We start from the raw sequence: 6,881 nt of genomic DNA, 5'->3' as shown, positions 1-6,881 counted from the left end.
GCGCAACGGCCTGCGTCACCAGCGGGACGGTCAGCGACAGTGCCAAGCCCCCGGCGATCAGTCCGCGGCGGCTCATAGTCCCGGTATTGCAATCCTGGCACATAGTTTATCTTCCTCGCGTTATTAATATTCGGAGTTCATCAAGAAGCCGAGCGCACCTGCGCCAGCTTCAAAGCAATGCTGAGACCAAGCTTGGCATGGTTCTCTCCAATCGACAGCACGGCAAACTCGGTCGCCGCTATTGGTCTTGCGGCAAGCAATGGTCTGCTACACTGGCATCGCCCGTGGCGCAGAATTCTTCGCGGTCACGCTAAATCTGAACAGGTGACGCCGCTATCCGATTTCCGCAAAACTGTCGTCGGCTCTCTCAGGCGTCAGACGCACCGCGCCAGCGTCGTCGTCGGGGTCTCTTCAAACACCTGCTTGTAGTCGCCGGCGAAGCGGCCGAGATGCAGAAAACCAAACTGCATGGCGGCTTGGGTCACCGTGGTGTTTTGCGGATTTCCGGCGAGCAATGTCGCGCGGACGCGATTCAGCCGAACGAGGCGCAGATAGGTTTGCGGGGACATGCCGACATATTCATGGAAGGCATAGAGTAGCGTCCGCTCCGAGACCGCGAGTGAGACGCAGATATCAACGATGGTGGGCACCGCATGATCGGCCAGTCGCTCCTCGACATAGCTGCGCGCCAGTCGACAAACTCGCAAGGCGCGTGACCGGGCGGCGAGCGGCAGGCGGGTTGCAGCATCGTCCGGGGTGGCAGTCGCGATGCGCAGCGTGGTCTGCAGAACAATGGCGCGCATGACGCCTGGGTCCAACACCTCACCCCTCATCGTCGCAGCATCCGCAGCGCCAAACCATAGCGAAAGCGCCGATTTCAGTTCGGCCAGCCGGGTGGACTGAAACTGCGCGACCTGTTGCGACGGTTGGCCCCAAATCCTCGGATTGAGCGCCCGGGCCGCCGCGATGAACTCCGCCTGCGAAAAGCCGACATAAGTGGTTTGCGTGCCGGCTGGTACGTAAATGTCGAACTCGGTTTGCTCCGGAATGAAGAACACGCTGTCGGCATTGTTGATGGCTTGGTCGGACAACCGGAATGCGGGGTCCAGTGTGCAATAGGAGATGGTGCAAAAATCTGCCGGGGTGGCGCCCAGTTTCTGGATGGCGGCGAACTGTCGCTCCCGCACCACCTGCAGGCCCCCCAGGTCCAGAGTATCCATCTGCGACACCTGCTTGCCGCGGCTGAGCTGATAGCATTCCATGGTCACCCAGGGCTGCATGGCAGCTTGCGCGGCGGCGTACTCGATGGTGGTTGAGCGCAAGCCAGCGCCATTGCTGGCGGCGTTCTGCGCCGGCAGAGCAATGCTGCCTCTGGACGTCACGGCCTCTTGTGGCGTGCCCAGCATCGCCGTCTCCCCCGCGTCGTTGCAGCGGCATTCTGCCAGAAGTGGCGCTCGGATGCGACTATAATTGGAACGCAGGTGCATTGCGGCGGGCGCGAGCGAACCATAGCCACCCGACATCTGGCAAAGAAAGTCCGGACAGGCCGACAAGACCGACCAAAAATTGCCCTCATCGGATTGCCGATTTGGGTTAGCATGGCCCGGCAGTGCTTCTTTTGGAGCTGCAGCGCTTTGTCGAAACGGGAGGTCCGCATGAACACCGCCAATCTGCAACTTGAGGGCCTGCTCATGGCCGTCGCCGCCATCAACCAGGCACTGGTCGCCAAGGGAGTACTCACCACTGCAGAGATTGATCGCGCGCTAACCATAACGGAGCAGACCGCGCTGGGCGATAATCGCCTGACCGAGGACATGTCGCCGGCGAACCGGGACGCGGTGGTGTTCCCGGTCCGTCTGCTGCGAATAGCAAACAACACGGCCGGTGATCGGGGTGTGCCTGCCTTTGCCGAACTGGCCAGGATGGTTGGCGAGACCAAGGGACGGCACAACGACCAGGAGTGACTGCTGCAGCTGCAATATGCTGCCGGCTTTCGCCACCACGAAAGAGCGGGCCCGCTGCAGATTGGCAGCGAGCCCGCGTTGCTGTGCGTGCCAGGGGCCGAGGGCCCCCAGGCTGGGCGTTCCTTGGCTAGATGGGATAGTGGATCGCGCCGTCCTGAACGGTGATCCAGCGCAGCTCGGTGAACTCTGCAATCCCTGCCTTGCCACCGAACCGACCATAGCCGGACGCCTTGACGCCGCCGAACGGCATTTGCGCCTCGTCGTGCACGGTGGGGCCATTGACGTGGCAGATGCCGGATTCGATGCGTGAGGCAACGGCCATGGCCCGGCTGACGTCGCGGCCGAAGACGGCTGCCGACAGGCCATAATCGGTGTCATTGGCGACACGCACCGCCTCATCGACGCTGCCGACGCGGACCACGGCGACGACCGGACCGAAGGATTCGTCGCGGTAGAGTTTCATGCCGGGCGTAACGCCATCGACGACAGTGGCCTGCATGATAGCGCCGTCGACCTGACCGCCAGCGACAATGCGAGCGCCTTTGGCCACGGCATCCTTGACGAGTGCATCGATGCGCTCGGCGGCCGAGACGTCGACCAGACAGCCAAGTGGGGTATCGCCGGTGCGCGGATCGCCAGCCCTGAGCGAGGAAGCCTTGGCGGCGAGCGCTTCAACGAACTTGTCGGCAATCTTGTCATCCACCACGATCCGCTCGGTCGACATGCAAATCTGGCCCTGGTTCATATAGGCGCCGAAAGCTGCCGCCGCCACGGCCTGTTCGAGGTCGGCATCGTCGAGCACGACGAAGGGTGCCTTGCCGCCCAGTTCGAGCAGAGCAGGCTTGAGATTGCGCGCCGAGAGCTCGGCAATGACGCGGCCGACGCGGGTCGAGCCGGTGAAGTTGACGCGACGGATCGCCTTGTGCGCGATCAGCGCCTCAACCAGTTCGGGCGCATCTTCAGGTGCATTGGAGACCACGTTCAGCACGCCGGGGGGCAGGCCGCCCTCGAGCAGCGCGTCGGCAATCAGCTTATGCGTGCGCGGGCAGATTTCGCTTGATTTGAAGACCACCGTATTGCCGCAGGCCAGCGGGGTTGCCAGCGAGCGGACACCCAGGATCACCGGAGCGTTCCAGGGCGCCATGGAGAGCACGACGCCGGCGGCCTGGCGAACGGCATAGGCCGTTGAGCCGGGGCGGTTGGACGGAATGATCTCGCCGGTAATCTGGGTGGTCAGCGAAGCCGCCTCGCGCAGCATGTCGGCCGCCAGCATGACGTTGAAGCCAGCCCATCCGGCGGTAGAGCCGGTTTCCGCGCCCATGGCGGCAATGAAATCGTCGGTGCGGGCCTGCAGGCAATCGGCGGCGGCGAGCAGGATCTTGCGGCGCGCACCGGGGGTGGTCTTGCTCCATTCAGGGAAGGCCGCCGCAGCCGCATCTGCCGCCCGCAAGGCGTCTTCGACCGTCGCTGCTGCAGCACGCGTGGCCAGTTCACCGGTCATGGGATTGTTGCGCTCGAAGGTTCTGCCGCCCGTGGCTGCGGATTCCTCGTTATTGATAAGCAGGTTGAGATCGGTCATGGGAACACTCCTGTTGAAATTGCTGTGGGCGCGGCACCGCCCAGAAAAGCCTGCTGTACAGCAGCATCGCTGCGCAGTGCTGCAGCCGAGCCGGTACCGACAATCCGCCCGGCTTCCATCAGATACCCGCGATCGGCGATGCCCAGGCTCGCCTTGACGTTCTGTTCGACCACTAGCAGGGCGATGTCGGTCTGACCAATGCGCTGAAGTGCCGCGAACAATTCGGTCGTGACAATGGGGGCCAGACCCAGGCTTGGTTCGTCCAGCATCAGCAGGCGCGGGCAACTCATCAGCGCGCGTCCGATTGCCAGCATCTGCTGCTCGCCGCCCGACATGGTGCGGGCGATCTGCTGCTGTCGTTCACCGAGGCGCGGGAACAGGTCAAGGACCAGCGCGCGTTGTCGCGCCTCGTGCGGCCGCGCATGGCGGGGATAGGCGCCCAGTTCGAGATTTTCCGCAACCGTCAGGTCACCAAAGATGCCGCGGCCTTCGGGCACCAGCGCGATGCCCTGTTCGACGAAACTATGGTCCGGGCGACCAACAAGATTGACCCCATCCAGGTTCACCCTGGCACCCGGATTGGGGCGGACCATCCCGGCAATGGCCTTGAGCAGGCTCGACTTGCCGGCGCCATTGGCCCCCAGGACCACCACGGTCTCCTTGTCGGCGACGCTGAGCGCGACGTTGTCGAGGGCCAGATGCTTGCCGTAATGCAGGCTGATGGCGCTGACTTCAAGCATGATCGGCTCCCAGATAGGCGCGGATGACCTCAGCATCGGCCAGTACCTCGGCGGTCGGACCGTCGGCAATCTTGCTGCCGGTATTCATCACGATGCAGCGCGTGCACAATGCCCGAACGGCATCCATCACATGTTCAACCAGCAGGATGGTAATGCCACGCTGACGCAGCGAGCTGATTAGTTCAATTCCCGCCTGCAGTTCGGTGGGGTTGAGACCGGCCAGCCACTCATCAAGCAGCAGCAAGCGGGGATCACTGGCCAGTGCCCGCGCCAGTTCCATGCGTTTGAGGTCAATATAGGTCAGGCTATCAGCGGGTTGATCCGCGCGCCCGCCCAGCCCCACATCGGCAAGCAGGGTGTCGATCTCGGCCTTTGCCCCGGCGCCCCAGAGCGGCGCCTTGCGGAAGGCAAGAGCTGCCAGCACGTTCTCACCTACACTGAGCGAGGGTAGTGCGCGGACCAGCTGGAAGGTGCGGGCGACGCCGCGATGGGCGATGTGCTCGGGTGGCAAGCCGCTGATGGTCTCGTCGAGCAGACCAATACTGCCATCGCTCAGAGGCAGATAGCCGGAAATCATGTTGAGTGCGGTGGTCTTGCCCGAACCATTGGGACCAAGCAGACCGACAATTTCTCCTTCGGCCAGGTCGAACGACAACCCGTTGACGGCAGTCAGTCCGCCGAAGCGCTTGGTCACATTGTTGAGGCGGAGCAGGCTCATGCGCTGGCCTCCTTGCGGGTCAATCGGGCGCGCACGCTATCCACCGCGGCCAGCACCCCATTGGGCAGAACGAAGACAATGGCGATGAACAGCAGGCCCAAAATGATCGAATAGTGGTTGGGGAAATTGGCGGAGAGCCATTCAAACAGCAGGAATAGTGGGATGGCGCCCAGCAGCGGCCCGAATAACCGGTTGGGACCGCCGAGCAAGGCCATGATGACGACAAGGAAACTGGTGGTCGGATTGAACACGATGGAGGGCTCGATATAGGTCCAGCGTGGCGCCTGTATGGCGCCGGCCAGGGTCATGATGACGGCGCTGATGGAGAAGAGCGTCAGCTTGGCGCGGGTGATGCGGATGCCCAGATGGCTGGCCACCACCGGATCGTCACCGATGACGCGCAAGGCCAGCCCGATTTTTGACTGTCGCACCCAGAAGGCAATCGCCAGCGTTGCGGCGAGCAGCGCCAGCAATTGCCAATAGATGTGTTCGGGCCCGAACGGCAGGAAGACGTAGCGGCCCAGCGTGCGGGTGACGTTGACCTCATAATAGGTCACCAACTGGCGCACCAGCTCGGTCAGTCCGAAGGTGAAGATGACAAAATAGATGCCGGCGAGGCGCAGGGTGGCAAGGCCCACCAGCAGTGCCACGACCAGACCAATGGCGGCGGCCGCTAGCAGCACCAGGGGGTAGGGCAGCGTTTCGCTCAGTACCGCCACGGTATAGGCGCCCAGGCCAAAGAACGCGACGGTGGCCAGCGAGATGTAGCGGGTGGGGCCGGAAAATAGCGCCCAGGCGGTGGCCAGAATGCCATAGCCCAGAATGCCGATCATCAAGCCAAGCGGGTAGGGCCCGACCAGCGACGGGACAAAAGCCAACGCGAGCAGCGCGATGAGGGCGGCGGCGAGCTTCATGATGTGGCCTTCCCGAACAGACCCTGCGGACGGACGACCAGCACGGCGAGGAAAATCAGATAGGTGGCGGCCAGCGTCAGCCCCGGATCGATATAGGTGGAAACCAGTGTTTCAACGAGCCCCAGGATCAGCCCGGCGGCCAGCGCGCCCATCAGATTGCCGACGCCGCCCATGATCACCACGATCAGCGCCTTCATGGTGAACACCACCCCCATGGTCGCCGAAAAGGTGAGATACATTGAAATCACCACGCCGCCGGCGGCAGCGAGTGCGCCACCCAGCGCAAAGGCGAAACGGGCAACACTGTCGACATTGACGCCAACCAGAGGGGCCGAAGCCGGATTGGCGGCGACGGCGCGGATCACCGTGCCAAAGCGCGTGCGGGTCAGCAGCACAAAGAGCCCAATGGCGAATGCAACGGCCAGCACCAGCGCGAGCAGCCGGTTGGCCGCAACGATGGTGCCCAGGATATTCACCGGGACGGCAAGGAAATTGTAGCTCTGGAAACCGGAGCCGAAGATAACCAGCGCCACTCCTTGAATGACAAAGAGCAGACCAAAAGTCGCCAGGATCGAGTCACCCTCCAGCCGCCCTCGGTCACGCGATCGGCGCGCCAGCGGTTGCAGCAGGATGGCATAGATCAGCCAGTTCAGTGCAAAGCCCAGCGGCAGGATCAGCAGCATGCCCAGCAGGGGATTGATGCCCAGCGCGCTGAACAGCACGAAGGCCGCAAAACTGGCGGCGATGACGATGTCGCCATAGGCCAGGTTCATGATCCGGGCGACGCCATATTGCAGGGTAAGGCCCATGGCGACGAGGGCATAAGTGCCCCCCAGGACGAGGCCGGTCAGAATGGCGCTGGACAACATGCGTCGCTCCGGTGGTTGGGCAGGCACAGTGGAACGCCTCCTCCTGGTGGAGAGGGCTGGGTGGGGTGAGCGACGAGCAACGGCGCTGGAGGCGACC

The 6,881-nt window shown here is 63.2% G+C and carries 7 protein-coding genes; 1 reads left to right on the top strand and 6 read right to left on the bottom strand.

Going from position 1 to position 6,881, the window contains the following annotated elements; translation table 11 throughout:
- Positions 1-374: 374 nt before the first annotated feature.
- Positions 375-1,406 carry a helix-turn-helix domain-containing protein gene (locus Q8O80_RS06605; RefSeq protein WP_305578196.1) on the bottom strand — a complete coding sequence of 344 codons (1,032 nt, stop codon included), beginning with the start codon at positions 1,404-1,406 and terminating at the stop codon, positions 375-377.
- A 249-nt stretch (positions 1,407-1,655) separates the two neighbouring features.
- Between Q8O80_RS06605 and Q8O80_RS06600 the strand changes: the two genes are divergently transcribed.
- Entirely contained in the window at positions 1,656-1,964 is a 309-nt protein-coding gene (locus Q8O80_RS06600) for a hypothetical protein (protein ID WP_305578194.1), read from the top strand.
- 127 nt (positions 1,965-2,091) lie between these two features.
- Here the strand turns inward: Q8O80_RS06600 and Q8O80_RS06595 are convergent, their stop codons facing one another.
- The 5 genes from Q8O80_RS06595 to Q8O80_RS06575 are packed head-to-tail and all read right to left on the bottom strand — an operon-like array spanning position 2,092 to position 6,784.
- Positions 2,092-3,543, bottom strand: coding sequence for an aldehyde dehydrogenase (locus Q8O80_RS06595; protein WP_305578192.1), 1,452 nt, complete (start codon positions 3,541-3,543; stop codon positions 2,092-2,094).
- Positions 3,540-4,283 (bottom strand): ABC transporter ATP-binding protein, encoded by a 744-nt coding sequence (locus tag Q8O80_RS06590; protein ID WP_305578190.1) that lies wholly within the window; start codon positions 4,281-4,283, stop codon positions 3,540-3,542. The genes Q8O80_RS06595 and Q8O80_RS06590 overlap by 4 nt, the downstream gene beginning before the upstream one ends.
- Positions 4,276-5,001: an ABC transporter ATP-binding protein gene (locus tag Q8O80_RS06585; protein WP_305578188.1), complete on the bottom strand. Its 726-nt coding sequence runs from the start codon at positions 4,999-5,001 to the stop codon at positions 4,276-4,278. Before Q8O80_RS06585 ends, Q8O80_RS06590 begins: the two co-directional genes overlap by 8 nt.
- Positions 4,998-5,918, bottom strand: coding sequence for a branched-chain amino acid ABC transporter permease (locus Q8O80_RS06580; protein WP_371136131.1), 921 nt, complete (start codon positions 5,916-5,918; stop codon positions 4,998-5,000). Before Q8O80_RS06580 ends, Q8O80_RS06585 begins: the two co-directional genes overlap by 4 nt.
- Entirely contained in the window at positions 5,912-6,784 is an 873-nt protein-coding gene (locus Q8O80_RS06575) for a branched-chain amino acid ABC transporter permease (protein WP_305578184.1), read from the bottom strand. Before Q8O80_RS06575 ends, Q8O80_RS06580 begins: the two co-directional genes overlap by 7 nt.
- Positions 6,785-6,881 lie beyond the last annotated feature (97 nt).

The sequence above is a fragment of the Devosia sp. genome (assembly GCF_030689745.1).
GTDB lineage: Bacteria > Pseudomonadota > Alphaproteobacteria > Rhizobiales > Devosiaceae > Devosia > Devosia alba.
The sequence above is the reverse complement of the archived record's forward strand: the minus strand, read 5'-3'. Positions and strand labels throughout refer to the sequence as shown.